This is a genomic window from Labrys sp. Lb11 (assembly GCF_057554225.1).
The window spans coordinates 539,043-555,517 of record NZ_BAAJOT010000006.1; the positions used below are offsets into that span (position 1 = coordinate 539,043).

16 protein-coding genes are annotated in these 16,475 nt (G+C 69.5%); 4 read left to right on the forward strand and 12 right to left on the reverse strand.

Annotation, left to right across the window (positions count from 1 at the left end):
• Positions 1 to 4: 4 nt before the first annotated feature.
• Positions 5 to 667, reverse strand: a complete 663-nt coding sequence (locus tag AC27L4_RS24605) for a PAS domain-containing protein (protein WP_487145133.1) — start codon at positions 665 to 667, stop codon at positions 5 to 7.
• 330 nt (positions 668 to 997) lie between these two features.
• Here AC27L4_RS24605 and AC27L4_RS24610 point away from each other — a divergent pair, with 330 nt between their 5' ends.
• The gene (locus AC27L4_RS24610) at positions 998 to 1,795 is read left to right on the forward strand and encodes a rhomboid family intramembrane serine protease (protein WP_487145248.1); all 798 of its coding nucleotides are present in this window, start codon (positions 998 to 1,000) and stop codon (positions 1,793 to 1,795) included.
• 101 nt (positions 1,796 to 1,896) lie between these two features.
• Here the strand turns inward: AC27L4_RS24610 and rpsU are convergent, their stop codons facing one another.
• Positions 1,897 to 2,160, reverse strand: coding sequence for a 30S ribosomal protein S21 (rpsU, locus tag AC27L4_RS24615; protein WP_487145134.1), 264 nt, complete (start codon positions 2,158 to 2,160; stop codon positions 1,897 to 1,899).
• A 107-nt stretch (positions 2,161 to 2,267) separates the two neighbouring features.
• A complete protein-coding gene (locus AC27L4_RS24620; RefSeq protein WP_487145136.1) occupies positions 2,268 to 2,477 on the reverse strand; it encodes a cold-shock protein in 210 nt (69 codons plus the stop codon).
• 463 nt (positions 2,478 to 2,940) lie between these two features.
• Between AC27L4_RS24620 and AC27L4_RS24625 the strand changes: the two genes are divergently transcribed.
• A complete protein-coding gene (locus AC27L4_RS24625; RefSeq protein ID WP_487145137.1) occupies positions 2,941 to 3,372 on the forward strand; it encodes a CBS domain-containing protein in 432 nt (143 codons plus the stop codon).
• Positions 3,373 to 3,506: 134 nt separating this feature from the next.
• Here AC27L4_RS24625 and AC27L4_RS24630 read toward each other — a convergent pair whose 3' ends face one another.
• The 6 genes from AC27L4_RS24630 to AC27L4_RS24655 all read right to left on the reverse strand — a co-directional run bounded on the left by AC27L4_RS24630 (position 3,507) and on the right by AC27L4_RS24655 (position 8,586).
• The gene (locus tag AC27L4_RS24630; RefSeq protein ID WP_487145138.1) at positions 3,507 to 4,529 is read right to left on the reverse strand and encodes a patatin-like phospholipase family protein; all 1,023 of its coding nucleotides are present in this window, start codon (positions 4,527 to 4,529) and stop codon (positions 3,507 to 3,509) included.
• Positions 4,530 to 4,757: 228 nt separating this feature from the next.
• Positions 4,758 to 5,336, reverse strand: coding sequence for a 50S ribosomal protein L9 (gene rplI / locus AC27L4_RS24635; protein ID WP_487145139.1), 579 nt, complete (start codon positions 5,334 to 5,336; stop codon positions 4,758 to 4,760).
• 17 nt (positions 5,337 to 5,353) lie between these two features.
• On the reverse strand, positions 5,354 to 6,340 hold the full coding sequence (locus AC27L4_RS24640; protein WP_487145140.1) for a DUF2232 domain-containing protein: 987 nt from the start codon (positions 6,338 to 6,340) through the stop codon (positions 5,354 to 5,356).
• 225 nt (positions 6,341 to 6,565) lie between these two features.
• On the reverse strand, positions 6,566 to 6,805 hold the full coding sequence (gene rpsR, locus AC27L4_RS24645; protein WP_487145141.1) for a 30S ribosomal protein S18: 240 nt from the start codon (positions 6,803 to 6,805) through the stop codon (positions 6,566 to 6,568).
• Positions 6,806 to 6,808: 3 nt separating this feature from the next.
• Positions 6,809 to 7,285, reverse strand: a complete 477-nt coding sequence (rpsF, locus tag AC27L4_RS24650; RefSeq protein ID WP_487145143.1) for a 30S ribosomal protein S6 — start codon at positions 7,283 to 7,285, stop codon at positions 6,809 to 6,811.
• Between the two features lie 323 nt (positions 7,286 to 7,608).
• Positions 7,609 to 8,586, reverse strand: coding sequence for a TerC/Alx family metal homeostasis membrane protein (locus AC27L4_RS24655; protein ID WP_487145144.1), 978 nt, complete (start codon positions 8,584 to 8,586; stop codon positions 7,609 to 7,611).
• A 174-nt stretch (positions 8,587 to 8,760) separates the two neighbouring features.
• On the opposite strand from AC27L4_RS24655, the gene AC27L4_RS24660 reads away from it, so the two are divergent.
• Positions 8,761 to 9,660 carry a carbohydrate kinase family protein gene (locus tag AC27L4_RS24660; RefSeq protein ID WP_487145145.1) on the forward strand — a complete coding sequence of 300 codons (900 nt, stop codon included), beginning with the start codon at positions 8,761 to 8,763 and terminating at the stop codon, positions 9,658 to 9,660.
• Positions 9,661 to 9,679: 19 nt separating this feature from the next.
• Here the strand turns inward: AC27L4_RS24660 and AC27L4_RS24665 are convergent, their stop codons facing one another.
• The 3 genes from AC27L4_RS24665 to AC27L4_RS24675 are packed head-to-tail and all read right to left on the reverse strand — an operon-like array spanning position 9,680 to position 12,037.
• Entirely contained in the window at positions 9,680 to 11,107 is a 1,428-nt protein-coding gene (locus tag AC27L4_RS24665) for a sensor histidine kinase (protein WP_487145146.1), read from the reverse strand.
• On the reverse strand, positions 11,104 to 11,775 hold the full coding sequence (locus AC27L4_RS24670) for a response regulator transcription factor (protein WP_487145147.1): 672 nt from the start codon (positions 11,773 to 11,775) through the stop codon (positions 11,104 to 11,106). Before AC27L4_RS24670 ends, AC27L4_RS24665 begins: the two co-directional genes overlap by 4 nt.
• On the reverse strand, positions 11,756 to 12,037 hold the full coding sequence (locus AC27L4_RS24675) for a hypothetical protein (protein ID WP_487145249.1): 282 nt from the start codon (positions 12,035 to 12,037) through the stop codon (positions 11,756 to 11,758). The genes AC27L4_RS24670 and AC27L4_RS24675 overlap by 20 nt, the downstream gene beginning before the upstream one ends.
• Before the next feature lie 341 nt (positions 12,038 to 12,378).
• Here AC27L4_RS24675 and AC27L4_RS24680 point away from each other — a divergent pair, with 341 nt between their 5' ends.
• Entirely contained in the window at positions 12,379 to 16,473 is a 4,095-nt protein-coding gene (locus AC27L4_RS24680; RefSeq protein ID WP_487145148.1) for a Pls/PosA family non-ribosomal peptide synthetase, read from the forward strand.
• The last annotated feature ends 2 nt before the right edge of the window (positions 16,474 to 16,475 follow it).

Below are 16,475 nucleotides of genomic sequence, written 5' to 3' on the forward strand. Positions count from 1 at the left end.
GCTTTCAGCTCCGTCCGCCGTCGACGACGGTCAGGTGGCCGAAGCGGCGCATGCCCGGCGGCAGGGGCGGAGGGATCGGCGCGGCCGCGATCGGCCCGCGCGCCGACGGCCAGAGGATGCGGATCGAGTGGATGGCCAGGCGCTCGATCGGGCACACACCGATCCAATATGGGACATCGCCCGGCGTCAGGCTGCCGAGAATGCGCGAATGGGTCTTGCCATGATGGCGCAGCGGCAGCAGCAGCAGCTCCAGCTCCAGCGTATGGCCCTGATTCGAGACGGCCTCGATGCCGGCGACGACCGCGGCCGAATCGTCGGACACCGCGGCGAGCAGGCGCGTCATTTCCACCGCGTCCGCATCCCGCCACATGCCGAGCATGGACAGGCCGCGCAGCTCATGGCCCATCAAGGCGCAGAGCCGTGTTCCGGCAAGCCGATAGGGATAGTTGCGCTGGTCATCGACTTCGATGATGAAGGTATCGCCCAAGACACGGCGAATGGCGCCAGGGTCGATGTCTACCCGCTCAGGGGCCATCCGCGCTCCGCGCAGATTGTCCCAGTAGCAGTAGAGATCGCGCGTTGCCGCGTGCTTCATTGTCATGGTCACCATGCTTCCAGGTCTGCCAGGATCAACGCTCCCGTCATGAACAGTACGAAAACGGGACACTGTTCGATCCAGCGCATTGCTGTCCGGTAACCGTAGCATCGGGCGTGCCACCACAGGCCGGAGCCCGGTAGCGTCCACAGCTTTGCAGATCCTTAAGGTTAATGAAAGGTTGACGTGGCGCCGGGCGGCCAAATGCGCCACAAAGGCGGGGCTCCAAGCTTTCGTGGCCTCGGCAGGTGATGCGTCCGCGGGCACGGCAGACTTTCCGGATCTCCGGGGAGGCGGGACGTGACAGGCGCGAAGCGCCGCTGGATCGCCAGTGGGGGAGGGCTCAGGCCCTCCCTTCTTTTTCGCGTTGCGGAGCTGCCGGGCAGGTCCTAAGTGAGCATCATGAATGAAATGGTGCGCCCTCCGGTCGAGCCTGCCGCGCGCGAGCCGGCGATCAATGCGCCGGGCGTGATCGTTGCGCTCCTGGCGATCTTCACGCTGATCCACCTCGTCCGCTCCTTCGTCTCCGACGCCACCGACGAGCGGATCCTGCTGCTGTTCGCCTTCCTGCCGGTGCGCTACGACGCGTCGGTGCTGCAGGGTTTCGTGTTGCCGGGCGGAACCGGGGCGGACCTGTGGACCTTCCTGACCTATGCCTTTCTGCACGGCGACTGGGCGCACCTGATCTTCAACGGCATCTGGATGCTGGCCTTCGGCTCGGCGGTGGCCTGGCGCTTCGGCGTCGTGCGGTTCCTGGCCTTCTCGGCGATCACGGCCATCGCCGGCGTGGCGCTGCATCTCGCCTTCCACTGGGGCGATACGATGCCGGTCATCGGCGCGTCCGCCGCCATATCCGGCCACATGGCCGCCGCCACCCGCTTCATGTTCCAGCCCGGAGCGCCGCTCGGCCTGTTCCGCGTCCGCGGCGCCACCGCGTTCCGCGTGCCGGCCCTGCCGCTCGGCGACGTTCTGCGCGACCGGCGGGTGCTCATGTTCGTCGCTCTGTGGTTCGTCGCGAACCTGATCGCCGGCGTCGGCACCCTGTCCCTGGCGGGAGAGGATCAGAGCATCGCCTGGCAGGCGCATATCGGCGGCTTCGTCGCCGGCGTGCTGCTGTTCCCGCTGTTCGACCCAGTGCGACCCGGCGACAGCGTGCGGCCATCGGCGGACGACCGGACCGGCGCCCCGCAGGAGCCCTGACTCTCGGAGGGCTTCCGGAAGGCGCTGGTGGCGAGCCGCTGGCCTCCGCAAAAGGAAAGGGCGCCCAGGGGCGCCCGTTCTCTGCGGACTTTACCGACGGTTCAACGCGGGGCCGGACGAGCCCCGGCGGCGCCGCGCGGCACCTTCGGCTTCGGGGCCGGCAGCAGGCCTTCCTTCTGCGCCTGCTTGCGGGCAAGCTTGCGGGCGCGGCGGATCGCTTCCGCCTTCTCGCGCACCTTGCGCTCCGACGGCTTCTCATAAGCGTTCCGGAGCTTCATCTCCCGGAACACGCCTTCCCGCTGCAGCTTGCGCTTCAGCGCCTTCATTGCCTGTTCGACGTTGTTGTCGCGGACCAAGACCTGCAATGCACGTCCTCCTTCAATTGTTGCGAATGCGAAAAGGGCCAGACCGAGGCCCGACCCCTTTCAGCCTTTATAGTCGCATGCGCCACGCGGCGCGACAGGAAAAGCTCTCAGGCGGCCTGAAGCTTGTCGGCAGCCAGCTTGCCGGACCGACGGTCCTGGACCAGCTCATAGCTGACCTTCTGGCCTTCGCGAAGGTCGTACAGGCCTGCCCGCTCGACGGCGCTGATATGGACGAAGACATCCTTGCTGCCGTCATCCGGCTGGATGAACCCGTAACCCTTCTGGGAGTTGAACCACTTGACGGTGCCCGTGCTCATGACGAACCCTATTTGGAAGTGAAAGACAGTGTCGATATTCGAGGGAAGGTCATTAGCTTGCGCACTGCCAAATGCGCGGGGCCAAGTCGTCCGGCCGAGATCGATGGCGGGATCAATGCGGCAACTCTGGGCGTTCGTCAAGTATCAAGTCGCCGGCTCCGAGTTCGGGCCCCGGAATCGTGATGTTTCCTTGCGGCGGACCGCAATAGCTTGGGCTCTATTCGCTGCTCTCCGCCGGATGGTCCAGGGCTTGCTGCATCCTGTACGGACAGCTCGAGGGACTTCCTGATAAAACCGGTTTCTTCAATCTGCCTTGTCCGAAAGCCCCGCCAAGGCACTGAAGCTCTTGCACTCCTGCGGCCGACGCCTCATCTTGATCGTGCGGGGTTGGCTGGCCCCAGGGCCTGACTGATTCCGGGAACAAGACGCCGAAGGCGCGGTTGCTTGTCGAGGAGGATGGGCCATGACCGTTGTTGCACAGATTCTGAAGAGCAAGGGGCGGGACATCGTCACGCTGCCGCCACATCGAAGCATGGCTGAAGCCGCCAGCCTGCTTGCCGAGAAGCGTATCGGCGCGGTGATCATCACCGGCTCGGACGGAGCGATCGCCGGCATCCTGTCGGAGCGCGACGTGGTTCGCGCCCTGGCGCAGTCGGGAGCCTCCGCCCTCGATCATCCCCTGTCCCGGCACATGACGGCCAAGGTCGCCACCGGCCGCGAGAGCGATACGCTCGGCGATATCATGGCGCGCATGACCACCGGCAAGTTCCGCCACCTGCCGATCGTCGAGCAGGGCCGGCTGGTCGGAATCGTCTCGATCGGCGACGTGGTGAAGTATCGCCTGGCCGAGATCGAAGCGGAGACGCAGGCGATGCGGGACTATATTTCCGCCTGACCCGCTGCGCGGGGCCTGCCGTCCCAACAGGAGAGGCCGGCAGGCGTCGCGTCGGGTCCGTGGCCGGCGGTGATGCGTCCCGGCGTGCGTCGCGTTTCGCGGCAGCCCGTCGCAAAGAGACGCACGGGCCGCCTTCACGCCAGAGCGTCGGCCATCTCGCCGATGGCATCGAGCGCCTTCACCGTCGCCTCCGCGCCAAGCTCGATGATCTCGTCGGCACGGTGGAAGTCGAACAGGCCGATTCGCCCGAGCCGCGGGCCGATCATCACGTCGGGCGGGTCGCCGGCGAGGCGCGAGCGCGAAATGCGATCCTGGGTGATGTTGAAGGCGTCGACGATCACCGTCGAGATCCCGGGCGTGCGCGGTCCGCGCGGCGCCACCCGCTTCGGGGCGAAGCCGAGCTGGCGCTTGATCAGGGCGGTGGCGGCGCCGATCGCCGTGGTGCGCAGCTGCTGCTCGAGCGGCGTCGGCTCGTCCTCGTCGCTGGAGCCGTAGGCCGGCACCACGGCGCCGCGGCCGGTCAGCTCACCGTTGAGGTTGACGGCGATCACCATGCGGGCGCCGAGAGCCCGCGCCGTCGACACCGGGACGGGATTGACCAGCGCGCCGTCCATCAGCCAGCGGCCGCCGATCTTTACCGGCTCGAAGATGCCGGGCAGGGCATAGGAGGCGCGGATCGCCTTCACCAGGCTGCCGCGGGTCAGCCAGACCTCGTGGCCCGGGCCGATCTCGGTGGCGACCGCGGCGAAGGGAAGGGGCAGCGCCTCGATCTGCGTCGATCCGAGGTCGCGCGCCAGGAGGTGCGCGAGGCGCGAGCCGGCGATCAGGCCGCCGCCGCCGAGGCTGATGTCGAGCAGGCCGAGCACGCGGCGCTTGGTCAGCCCGCGGGCCCAGCTTTCCAGCTCGTCGAGCTTGCCCGCCAGGAAGCAGCCGCCGACCACAGCGCCGATCGAGGCGCCGGCGATGACGTCGACCTGGTAGCCGGCCTGCAGCAGGGTCCGGATCACGCCGATATGGGCAAAGCCGCGTGCCGCGCCGCCGCCGAGGGCCAGGCCGATCGAGGGCCTGGGCGGCCTTGCCGGCGCCGGGGTCTCCGCCGGCGGCAGGAGCTCGGGGTCGCCGCCAAATCCGATCCACGCAATCGACTGGAACTTCACGCTGTCACCTCAATGATCGAGGGTCTTCTCAACCCTGCAGTCTTGGCGAAATTGCGTCGCGAGGCCAGAGGGCCGGTGCGGCTTGCCCGCGCCGTGGTGGTGAAAGGCGGGCTCCTCCATTCCTCGAACCTTTGGGAGATATGGGGGGATCGGTCGGCCAAACCAAAACCGCCCGGGCAGCGGCGGCTGCCCGGGCGGCGGAAGACGGAACGGGATCGGGGGCCTGCGTCAGGCCGTCGGCTGCTCGTCCTGGGCGTCGTCGACGCCGGGGATCGCCACGTCCTCGGGGTTCTCGTAGGTGTCCTCGTCATCGTCGTGGCGGGCGGTGACGTCCTCGCCGCGGGCCTGGCGCTGCGCCTCGTCGGGCGAGCGGGCGATGTTGGCCGTGACCTTGACCTCGACCTCGGGGTGGAGCTGGACCACCACCGAGTGCAGGCCGAGCGTCTTGATCGGCGTGTTGAGCACGAACTGCGAGCGTTCCACCGTGAAGCCGCCCGCGGTCGCGGCGTCCGACAGGTCGCGTGCCGAGACGGAGCCGTAGAGCTGGCCGGTCTCGCCGGCCTGGCGGATGAGGATGAAGCTCTGGCCGGCCAGCTTCTCGGCGACGGCCTCGGCCTCGCTCTTCAGCTCCAGATTGCGGGCTTCGAGCTGGGTGCGCTCCTTCTCGAAACGCTCCAGGTTGCCCTTGGTGGCGCGCAGCGCCTTGCCGAGCGGCAGCAGGAAGTTGCGGGCATAGCCGTCCTTCACCTTCACCGTCTGGCCCATCTGGCCGAGCTTCGGCACGCGTTCAAGCAGGATGACTTCCATTGTCGTTCTCCTTCGTGTCAGGAATTGTCGTTGGCAGGGCGGGACTTGCGCCGTATTTCCGCGCGGGCGCGAAGATGGAGGATGTGGTCGGCGAAGCCGACGATCGCCACGACCAGGACGGCGATCCAGTTCAGCACCAGGGTGAAGGCGTAGCAGGCGCCGAGGACCAGCGGCCGGGCGGCGACGCCGCGGGTGACGAAATGCAGCGTCGCGTAGCCGGCCATGGCGAAGGCGCCGATCAGGCCGGCGACGAGAAACGTGCCGGCGAGCCCGATCATGCCGGGTGCGAAGGTGAGGAGAACGCCCAGGCCGCAGGCCGACAGCGACCAGCGCGGCAGCTGCAGCGCCGCGACGTCGGGCCAGGGGCGCGGCAGGCGGTTGGAGGCCCGCACGACCCGCGCCGCCAGCCAGAGATTGAACAGGATGGCGAACACCCAGAGCAGCGCCGAGACCGGCAGCAAGACCGCCTTGAGCAAGCGGATGAAGGCGTCGGCATCCGGAAGGGCGATCGGCGCGCCCTCCGGCGTGCCGGTGACGGCGCGCAGCACCAGCTCGATGTACTCGCCGAGCGCGGCGCTGTAGGTCTCGTAGGTGAAGCCGAAGGACAGGGCGACCAGCATGGTGATGCCGGCGCTCAGCAGCGCCGTCGCGGCGACGATCGCGCCGAGCGGATACCATTCGGCGACCTTGCCGGAGCTGTCGGAGCGGCCGAGCAGGGCGAGGTAGGAGAGGAGCCAGGCCGGCAGCGCGGTGGAGGCGAGGAAGGCCAGGGTGAGGCTCAGATCGATCCCGGCCTCGCCGCTGAAGCCGATGCCGAGCAGCACCGAGGTCACCACGGCGGCGATCAGCCCGGCCCGGTGGGTCCAGCCCAGGGCGACGATCATGATCGGCAGCGGCGCCATCAGGCACAGCAGCAGCGACAGCGGCGAGCCCGACAGCGTCGACGCGAACAGCAACGCCGAAGCGATGCCGGCGACCAGTCCTGTGAGGGCGTTCTGCATCATCCGTCGAGCTGTCCCGCTTGCGCGGTTAGAGGCAGGCGCCGCCGATCGGCGCCATCACCCCAACCATGGCCGGCATGTCAGCCGGCTGACCCATAACATCCACCGATTCGAGAACCGGCTTGTGACGGTCTTGCTCCGGCCCGCGAGAGGGCCGAAGCCTGAAAATGCCATGGCCGGACGAGGCCGGCCATGCGGGAACCGGAAAGCGGCGTCCCGGATCGGGACTCAGCCGATCACGTAGGGCAGCAGCCCGAGGAAGCGGGCACGCTTGATGGCCTGGGCCAGCTCGCGCTGCTTCTTGGCGGAGACCGCCGTGATGCGCGAGGGGACGATCTTGCCACGCTCGGAAATGTAGCGCTGCAGCAGCTTGACGTCCTTGTAGTCGATCTTCGGGGCGTTCGCGCCGGAGAACGGGCAGGACTTGCGACGACGGAAGAACGGACGGCGTCCGGGTGCCATGGCCATGATTTACTCTCCCGCAGCCTGAGAAGCGTCGCCTTCGGACCGATCGCGGCGCGGCCCGCGGTCGCGATCGCCGCCGAAGCCGCCGCGTCCGCCGCCGAAGCCGCCGCGTCCACCGCCGAAGCCGAAGCCGCGGTCATCGTCGCGACGCTCGTCGCGATCGCTCTTGCGCAGCATGGCCGAGGGGCCTTCCTCCAGTTCGTCCATCTTGAAGGTGGCGAAACGGATGACGTCCTCGGAGATCGACATCTGCCGCTCCATCTCGGCGATCGCCGCCGGCGGAGCCACGATGTTGAACAGCGAGAAATGCGCCTTGCGGTTCTTGCGGATGCGATACTGGAGCGACTTCACGCCCCAATATTCGGCCTTGGTGACCGAGCCGCCATGCGCCTCGATGACGCCCTTGTACTGGGCCGTCAGCGCCTCGACCTGCTGCGAGGTGACGTCCTGGCGAGCCATGAAAACATGCTCGTAATTCGGCATAGATAGGCCTGTCCCTAAACGTTGCGTCCATCGCCCCGGCGCGAAGCCCCTCGCGGGCCCTGCAGGCCTTGGAGGATTGTCCCAGAGAGCGGAGACACGGGACGCCGGGATCGGAGTGATCCCTGCTGTGCGGGCACAGCCGTCCGTTCAGCCTCCGGCCGAAGCGAAGGCGGTCCCATACAGGCTTTGGTTGCCGGATGCAAGGCCCGAAACGGTTCGTCACCGCAGGCAGAGGGGCGAACCGGTGCGGCCGCCGGTATCGGCGGCATCCTCGCCATGAACCATGACCGGCAGGCCGTGGACGACGATATCGCGGGACATGGCTAGCCGTCCACATGCGGCCTGGCCTGGGACGGCCTGAGGAGGGAGGCGATGATCGCCGTCAGCAGCACGACGAAGGTGATCACCATGGTCAGGACGTTGTCGAATTCGCCGACCAGGCGCTCGTAGAAGATGGTCGCGCCGATGAAGGTCAGCAGCACGGACAGCGCCGTCTTGAGGTAGAAGAATTTGACGATCAGTGCGTCGATGACGAAATAGAGTGCCCGCAGGCCCAGGATCGCGAAGATGTTGGACGTGTAGACGATGAACGGGTCCTGGGTCATCGACAGCACCGCCGGCACGCTGTCGACGGCGAAGACGATGTCGGCGACGTTGATCACCATGAAGGCCAGGAACAGCGGCGTGGCATGTGCCGCCGGCCGGCCGCTGTCGCGGGCGATGCGCGTCAGGAAGAAATGCTCGCCCTCGATGTCGGTGGTGATGCGCAGATGGCGCATCAGCCATTGCACGGCGCGGTTGTTGCCCAGATCCGGCGCGGCGTCCTGGGCGAACAGCATGCGGATGCCGCTGACGATCAGGAAGGCGCCGAAGAGGTAGAGCAGCCAGTCGAAATGGGCGATCATCGCCGCGCCGAGGCCGACGAAGAGCGCGCGCAGCACCATCGCGACGAGGATGCCCCAGAACAGCACCCGGTGCTGGTGCTCGCGCGGCACGGCGAAGAAGCCGAAGATCACCGACATCACGAAGACGTTGTCGATCGACAGCGACTGCTCCAGCACGTAGGCGGTGAAGAACAGCGAGCCCTTCTCGGCCCCGAACCAGCCCCAGACGCAGGCCCCGAACAGCACCGCCAGCAGCGAATAGCCGGAGGTGAGCAGCAGGGATTGGCCGAGCGACAGCACCCGCACGCGCTGGTTGAGGTAGCCGAGGTCGAACACCAGGACCGCGAGGATGACCGCCGCGAACGCCGCCCAGAACCAGAGCGGGGCGCCGAATATGTCGCCGGCGGACGGATACATCCCGCTCAGTCTCGCATTGCCCTGTCGCGCTGTGATGGCCGGGCCGGGCAGGGGATGTCAACCGGCAACGCGGTCGCAGCGGGAACCGGCGGCGAGCGGGAAAAAAAGGCGGCGCCGGACCGCTGCATCCGCCGTCGGCGCGATGTAGAGAGGCGGGACAGACAGGAGCACGGGATGCCGTCCATCAGGCCGCCGGCCGGACATGTCATCGTCGTCGGCGACATCATGACCGACATCATCGTCCGCCCCGAGGGACCGATCGTGCGCGGCTCGGACCGGCGCGCGGCGATCGCCGTGCTGCCCGGCGGCTCGGGATCGAACCAGGCGGCGTGGCTGGCGCATCTCGGCGTGCCCGTGCTGCTGGCCGGCCGGGTCGGGCGCGGCGATGCGCAGGCCCATGTCGCCGCGCTCCGCCGCCACGGCGTCGAGCCCCGGCTCGCGGTCGACGACAGCCGGGAGTCCGGGCGGCTGGTGACGATCGTCGCGCCGGACGGCGAGCGCAGCTTCCTGACCGACAGGGGCGCCAACGACGCGCTCTGCCGCGCCGACCTGCCGGACGCGCTGCTCGACGGCGCCGCGCTGCTGCACCTGTCGGGCTATGCGCTGGTCTCGCCCGGTCCGCGCGCCGCCGTGCTCGATTTCGTCCTGGCGGCGCGCGGCCGCGGTGTTCCGGTCTCCGTCGACCCCGGCTCGGCCGCCTTCATCGCCGAGATCGGCGCGGCGGCGTTCCTGTCCTGGATCGCCGGCGCCGCCATGCTGTTCCCGAATGCGGACGAGGCCGAGGCGCTGACCGGGGTGGCCGAGGAGGCGGCGCAACTGCGGCGGCTGGCGGCGTTGTTCGACCTCGTCGTCCTGAAGCGCGGCGCCCGCGGCGCGGTCGCCGCCCGTGGCGAGGACCGCTGGCGGGCCGGCGCCCCGGCGGTCACGGCCGTCGACACCACCGGCGCCGGGGACGCGTTCCTCGCCGCCTTCCTGGCCGGCCATCTCGGCGGCGCCGGCATCGAAGCCTGCCTCGCCCGCGGCAACGCCGCCGGCGCCCGGGCCGTCGCCTCGCCGGGCGGGCGGCCCGGCTGAGCCGCACCGGCATGCGCGTCTATGATCCGGCCGCCGGCGGCGCGCGGCCGGCGGCTTTTTCCCCAACCGGTCCCGCCCCTGGAGCGATGAGGCGGCCGGGCAGGCGGGCGACCACCGCCAGACCGCCGAGGTCGGAGCGGCCGAGCGCGAGCGTGCCGCCATAGGCCTCGACGATGTCCTTGGCGATGGCGAGGCCGAATCCTGTCCCGCTGACCGACTCGTCCAGGCGCTTGCCGCGCTCGATGAAGGGGTGCTCGGTGTCCTGCGGCAGGCCGGGGCCGTCATCCTCGATCGTCAGCACGGCGGCGCCGGCCGCGGCGTCGGCCGACAGTCGGGCCACCACCCGGGACGCCGCCCATTTGCGGGCGTTGTCGAGCAGGTTGCCGACGATGTTGGTGAAGTCGCTCTCGTCCATGCCGATCTTCACCTCCTCCGGCGCGTCGAGGGTGAAGTCGAGGGCCCGGTCGCGCGACAGCCGCTGCATCACCGAGACGATCCGCGCCAGGCCGGGCACGGCATCGACACGGCCGGACATCTGCGCCGCCGCCAGGCTGGCCCGGGCCTGGGCCAGCGTGCGCCTGACCTGGGTGTCGACGCGCCGGACTTCGTCGCGGATCGCCGCCGCCGCCGCGCCTTGCCCGGCTTCGGCCAGGGTCCGGGCCGTCGCCTCCAGCACCGCCAGCGGCGTCTTCAGCCCATGGGCGAGATCGCCGGCCCGAGCCCGCGCCTGGGTGAGCTGCGCCTCGCGCGAGGCGATGAGTTCGTTGAGATCGTCGACCAGCGGCTGGATCTCGACGGGGAAGCGCCCGTCGATCCGCCGCGCCGATCGCTCGCGCACGGCGCCGAGCGCCACGCGCAGGTCGTCGAGCGGCCTGAGGCCGTAGCGCAGGAACAGGACGACGGCGCCGAGCAGGGCGGTCATCAGCACCGCCAGCGAAGGCACCATGGCATAGAAGAAGCGCCAGCGCGCCGGGGCGAGCTCGGTGTTGTCCAGGGCGATCAGCGCGGTGACGGACTGGTCGCCGCTGGCGGTGGAGATGACGATCGAACGCTCCACCGCCAGGAGCTGGACGCCGTTCGGCCCCACCATGTCGGTGGCGCGGCCGAGGTCGCGCGGTTCCGGGTTCAGCCAGGGGAGCTTCTGGTCCCACAGCGACTGGGACTGCAGCTCGACCGTGCCGTTGCGCCCGACCTGCCAGTAGAAGCCGCCATTGGGCAGGTCGAAGCGCGGATCCTGCGGGCCATCGTCGATCGAGATCTCGTTGGACGGGCTGATCTCGATGCTGGCGAGCAGCAGGCGCATCTCGTCGTCGATCTCCGAGAGCGCCAGGGCGCGGATCGCCAGGCCGGAGATGGCGTCGATGCCGATGCCGGCGAGGATCGTCGCGATGACGATGGCGACGAACGACCCCAGCAGCAGCCGCTGCCTGAGCGAGAACAGAGTCACGGCGACGTCGGCTCGTTCGGGATGATGTAGCCCTGGCCGCGGCGGGTCTCGATCACCGAGCCGTCGAGCTTGCGGCGCAGGCGCGCCACCACCACTTCCAGCGCGTTGGAGCCGTGCTCGGTCTCCTCGTCATAGATGCTCTCGGTGATCTGGGCCTGCGAGACGACGCGCCCGGCATTGTGCATGAGATAGGCCAGCAGCCGGTACTCCAGCGGCGTCACCTGGGCGGGGGAGCCGCGGAACGAGACGCTGCGCTGGCGCGTGTCGATCTCCAGCACGCCGTTGGACAGAACCGGCGAGGACTGGCCGGCGGCCCGGCGGACCAGGGCCCGCACCCGGGCGAGCAGTTCCTCCATGCGGAAGGGCTTGGTCAGATAATCGTCGGCGCCCGAATCCATGCCGTCGACCTTGTCGCGCCAGTCGTCCCGCGCGGTGAGGATGATCACCGGCATGCCCCGGCCGGCCGAGCGCCAGCGCCGCAGCACGGTCAGCCCGTCGAGCTTGGGCAGGCCGAGATCGAGGATGACGAGGTCGAAATTCTCGGTCTCGCCGGCGAACAGCGCCTCTTCGCCGTCGGAGACGGTAGAGACGACGTATTGCTGGGCCTCCAGGCTGCGGCGAATATCCGCGACGATGGCGCGCTCGTCCTCAGCGATCAGGATTCTCATTGGGCTTGCTTCTCGATACCGCGAGCGTCACGCTGTCGAACACGATATCGCGCCGCTTGCCGTCCGGTCGCAACACCCGGACGAGGTAGAAGGCCCGCCCGCCGCGGCGGATGAGGCGGATGCGCAGGATGCGGCCGGGGGTCTCGTGCGCCACGGCCGCCGCGATCTCCTGGTAGGAGCGCGGTCCGTTCCGGGAGGAGGAGCGGTCGTCCGCATCCACGCGGCCGGCGACCCCCGGCGCGGCCGGCCCGACCGGCAGCATCACCAGCAAGGCGGCCAGCAGCGCCCCGGCAAGATGTCGCAGGCCGGCGGACGGGCCCCACCGGACCGTGCCGGATCGGAACACGGCCCCCGTTCGCGACTGTCTGCTCGGACGATGCATCATGGCTTCGCAGGGCTCCCCAGGGCGTCGCGGCATGTTCGCCGCACATCTTACCGATGCGGGCTTACAATTGGCTTGCAATCGTTGTCAGAGGGGTGAAACGCCCTCCGCAGTAGTGTTTCGCCGATTGATTCCGACTTGCCGCACCGCGGCAGAAGGGTAGCGGCGTGACACTCCATCTTTCCTCCGTGCAGGGCGCGCGCGCTTGCGCGGCTCCCGGCATGACGTCCGAACCGGGCCGGCACGGCGGCTTCGCGGAACCGGCCGGGCTCGCGGCTGCGGCCGCCGCACCCGCGGGGGCCTGCCTCGAGGGCGAGAGCCGGCCCGAGTTCCTGCGCGAGGAGACGCTGGCGGACATCTTCCGCGCCACGGCCGCCGCCTGGCCCGGCAAGGTCGCGCTCGGCCTGATCGGCACGGACGAGGCCTTGACCTATGCCGAGCTCGACCGCCGGTCGGACCGGGTCGCCTCCGCCCTGGCCGAGCGCGGCGTGCGCATCGGCGATTTCGTCGGCCTGTGGTTCCGCCGCTCGCTCGACCTGCACGTCGCCCTGCTCGGCATCCTCAAGGCGGGCGCGGCCTTCGTGCCGTTCGACGCCGATGCGCCGGCGGAACGGGTGGCCGCCAGCCTGCGCGATGCCGGGGCGCGGCTGCTGCTCACCCATGACGGCCTTGCCGACAAGGCCGCCGGCCTGCCGGCCGACATCGCCCATCTCCGCGACCTCCTCTCGGGCGCCCCCGAACCCATCGCCGCCTCGCCGGGCGGCGCGGGAGCGGCCTACGCCATCTACACCTCGGGCTCGACCGGCACGCCCAAGGGCATTGTCGTCACGCATCGCAACATCTGTCATTATCTGCGGGCCGGCAACGCGTTTCTGGGCATCGGCCCCGCCGACGTCGTGCTGCAGCAGGCTTCGATCGCCTTCGATCTCTCGCTCGAAGAGATCTTCGTGCCCTACCTCGCCGGGGCGACTCTGAAGGTCGCGACCTCGGCCGTCCTCCAGGACATGGACCGCCTGCCGGACATGCTCGAGGCCGAGGGCATCACCGTCATCGACACCGTGCCGACCCTGCTGGCTATGTTCGGCCGCGATGTCGCGGGGCTCTCCACCATCATCCTCGGCGGCGAAGCCTGCCCGCCGGCGCTGCTGCAGCGCTTCGCGCGGCCGGGCCGGCGCATCCTCAACACCTACGGGCCGACCGAGACCACCGTGGTGGCGACCTTCGCCGAGCTCTCGCCGGGCGAGGCCGTGACGATCGGCCGGCCGATCGCCAACGCCACCGCCTATGTCGTCGATGAAAACCTCGACCTGGTGGCACCGGGCACGGTGGGCGAACTGCTGGTCGGCGGCCCGGGCGTGGCGCCGGGCTATCTCAACCTGCCCGACCTGACCGCACGCAAGTTCATCGCCAACCCGTTCCGGCAGGGAGGCGATCCGGTGCTCTACCGCACCGGCGATGCCGTCAGCCTCGGCGTCGACGGGACGCTCGCCTTTCACGGCCGCATCGACGACCAGGTGAAGATCCGCGGCTACCGCATCGAGCTCGGCGAGATCGAGACGCTGATCGCGGCCCTGCCGGGCGTGCAGGCCGCCGCCGTGGTGGTGCAGCAGGGGGGCGGCGGAGACATGCTGGCCGCCCATGTCGTGCCCGTCGGCGAGGGCTTCGACCCCCAGGCCGCGAAGCGGGCCGTCGCGGCCAAGGTGCCGCCCTACATGGTGCCGGCCGCCTGGCAGACCCATGCGGCGCTGCCGCGCCTGTCCTCCGGCAAGGTCGACCGCAAGGCGCTGGCCGCGCTGCCGCTGCAGGCCGAGCGCACGGCCGAGACGCAGCCGCCGCCGGGCTCCTGGACCGAGGCCCGGCTGCTCAAGGCGGCTCAGGAGGTGTTCCGTACCCCGGTCGTCGATCTCGAGGCCGACTTCTTCACCGAACTCGGCGGCCATTCCATGCTCGCCGCCCAGTTCGTCTCCGAGGTGCGGCGCGTGCCGGCCCTGGCCGGGATGGCGATCCGCGACGTCTATGCCCACCGCAGCCTGCGGGCGATGGCTGCAGCGCTCGACGCGGGCGCCGCCGGCGCCATGGGGCCGGCGGACCTGTCCTTCGAGCCGGTGCCGCTGCGCCGCCGCGTGCTGTGCGGCCTCGCCCAGGCAGCGGCGCTGCCCTTCATCATCGGCATCGTCACGGCCGAGTGGATCGGCCTGCTCCTGTCGTCGATGCTGCTGATCGGCGAGGACGCCCCGCTCTGGCAGGACGTGCTCGTCCTTTCCGGGATCTATCTCAGCCTCAACCTCGGCGTGAAGCTGCTGGTCGTCGCCCTGAAATGGCTGGTGATCGGGCGCACCCGGCCCGGTGTCTATCCGCTGTGGGGCGCCTATTACTTCCGCATCTGGCTGATGCAGCGCATCGTCCAGCTCACCTCGCACAAGTTCCTCAAGGGCTCGCCGCTGATGCGGGTCTATCTGCGCGCCCTCGGCGCCGGCGTCGGCCGCGACGCGATGATCGACGAGTTCGAGGAGGGCGCCGTCGACCTGGTCTCGATCGGCGAGCGGGCGAGCCTGGGCACCAAGCTGAAGCTGGCCAATGTCGAGGTGATCGGCAACCAGGTGCATGTCGGGCGCATCGAAATCGGCGCCGGCGTCCAGGTCGGCAATGGCTGCGTCATCGGCGGCGACGCCGTAATCGGTGCCGGCGCGGTCATCGGCGACCTCACGGCCATTCCGGCCGGCGCGGCCATTCCCGCCGGCACGCATTGGGAGGGCTCGCCGGCACGCCGGACGGGCCTGGTCGCGGCGGCGGATCCGGCCGATCATCCCACGCTCGGCACCGCCGGCCGGCTGGCGCAGGGCGTGGGCTATTTCGTCGCCTACAATCTCAGCCTCATCGTCGGCCTGCTGCCGATCTTCCCGGCCTTCTTCGTGCTGGACGCTGTGCATCGCCTCACCTCCGGCGATCCCGACGCGTCGATGTCCTGGGGGCTGGTGGCCGCCTTATCCTGGCCGGCCGCCCTGGTGCTGATCGTGGTGTCGATGGCCGCGGCGGTGATGCTGCGCTGGCTCTTGCAGCCGCGGCGCGTCCAGCCGGGCGCCTACTCGATCTTCAGCGGCTTCTACTTCCGCAAATGGGTCATCGGCCTCTCCACCGAATCGATCCTGGAGACGCTGAACTCGCTCTATGCCACCGTGTTCATGCGCAACTGGTATCGTCTGATGGGCGCGAGGATCGGCCGCGGCACCGAGATCTCGGCCAGCTTCGCCGGTCGCTACGACCTGATCGAGATGGGCGCCAACAATTTCATCGGCGACGAGGCGGTGTTCGGCGACGAGGAGATCGTCAACGGCCGGATGGTCCTCAAGCGCATGAAGACCGGCGACCGCTGCTTCTTCGGCAACTCGGCCGTGATCGCCCAGGGCTCCGTGATCGAGGACGGCGCGCTGATCGGCATCAAGACGCGGCTGCCCGCGTCGCTCCGGGTCGAGGCCGGCCAGTCCTATTGCGGCAGCCCGCCGATCAGCCTGCCGACCCGCCAGCGGGTGGAGGCCGCCGCGGCGGCGACCTACGAGCCGCCGTTCCGGATGTGGCTGCTGCGCGTCGCGTTCGAGACGCTGCACACCTCCCTGCCGACGGCCGTGCTGATCATGACGGCCTATTTCACCGCCGACATTCTGGCGGCGAGGCTCGACCAGGGTGCCTGGACGGTGCTCGGCCTGTTCATGGCGGCCGGCCTGGTGACGTCGCTGGCGATGTACCTGATGGCGGTGGCGTGCAAATGGCTGCTGATCGGCACCTGCCGCCCGACCATGCGGCCGATGTGGTCCTGGTGGGCGATGCGCACCGAGGCGGTGGCGGTGATCTATGGCGGCCTCGCCAGCAAGATGCTGCTCGACTATCTGCGCGGCACGCCGTTCCTGCCCTGGCTGCTGCGCCCCTTCGGCACCAGGATCGGCAAGGGAACCTGGATCAACAGCACCGACATCTGCGAGTTCGACTGCACCGAGATCGGCGACCATGCCGTGATCAACATGGGCGCCTGCCCCCAGACCCACCTCTACGAGGACCGGATCATGAAGGTCGGCCGCATCCGCATCGGCCGCGGCGCCACGGTCGGCACCGCCGCCACCGTGCTCTACGACACCGAGGTCGGCGCCTTCGCCGAGGTGAAGCCCCTGACCCTGATCATGAAGGGCGAGGCCATCCCGGCGAGCACGGCCTGGGTCGGCATCCCGGCGCAGCTGGTCGCCGGCGAGACGGCGCGCGCGCTGGCCCCGGCCCCCGCCGACGTCCGGCCGCAGGCCCTGGATCTCTCCCACGCGGCCGAGTGAGG